General features: G+C 67.4%; 1 protein-coding gene. It reads left to right on the top strand.

The genetic code is table 11. The features are described 5' to 3' along the window. Window positions 1-126: 126 nt before the first annotated feature. Window positions 127-912 (top strand): SDR family oxidoreductase, encoded by a 786-nt coding sequence (locus tag BFF76_RS28570; protein WP_065849373.1) that lies wholly within the window; start codon window positions 127-129, stop codon window positions 910-912. The last annotated feature ends 48 nt before the right edge of the window (window positions 913-960 follow it).

The following is a 960-nucleotide window of genomic DNA, read 5'->3' as shown; positions in this document are numbered from 1 at the left end:
GCGGCGGGGCGTTCGTCGTCCATGGGACCTCCGGGAGCGGGACTTCGGGCAACAGTCGGAATATTTAGACTGTACGTACTGTCTAGTCTAGTGTCACCCGGCACATCTCAGCGTGGAGGTTCAGTCATGGAAGACCGTTTCAGCGGCAAGGTCGTCCTCATCACCGGCGGCGGCTCGGGCCTCGGCCGGTCCGCAGCCGTACGGGTCGCGACCGAAGGGGCCAGGCTGGCCCTCGTCGACGTCAGCGATCAGGGGCTGTCGGACACCGCGGCCGAGGTCGAGAAGGCCGCCCCCGGCACTGAGGTCCTGCGGATCACCGCCGACGTCAGCTCCGAGGCCGATACGCAGCGATACGTCTCCGCCACGGTCGAGGCCTACGGGCGTATCGACGGCTTCTTCAACAACGCGGGCATCGAGGGCAAGCAGAACCTGACCCAGGACTTCGGCGCCGACGAATTCGACCGCGTCGTCTCGGTCAACCTCCGCGGAGTGTTCCTCGGCCTCAAGTACGTGCTCCCGGTGATGAAGGGCCAGGGTTCCGGCTCCGTCGTCAACACGGCGTCCGTCGGCGGCATCCGGGGTGTGGGCAACCAGTCCGGCTACGCGGCAGCCAAGCACGGCGTCGTCGGCCTCACTCGGAACTCGGGTGTGGAGTACGGACAGTTCGGCGTCTCCGTCAAGGCGATAGCCCCCGGCGCCATCATGACCCCGATGGTCGAGGCATCGCTCCGGCAGATCGACGCGGACAACTGGGAGCAGGCCGGCGAGGCCTTCGTCAGCGTCAACCCGATGAAGCGCTTCGGCAGGCCGGAAGAGGTCGGCCACCTGGTCGCGTTCCTGCTCTCCGAGGAGTCCGGCTTCATCAACGCCACGGTCGTCCCGATCGACGGCGGCCAGTCCGAGCAGTACTGACGGCTACGGGCACCCCGCCCCGCCCGCAACGCAGAAACCCGCAGGCTC

The organism is Streptomyces mutomycini (assembly GCF_001700505.1).
In the GTDB taxonomy this organism is placed as follows: domain Bacteria; phylum Actinomycetota; class Actinomycetes; order Streptomycetales; family Streptomycetaceae; genus Streptomyces; species Streptomyces mutomycini.
The sequence above is the reverse complement of the archived record's forward strand: the minus strand, read 5'-3'. Positions and strand labels throughout refer to the sequence as shown.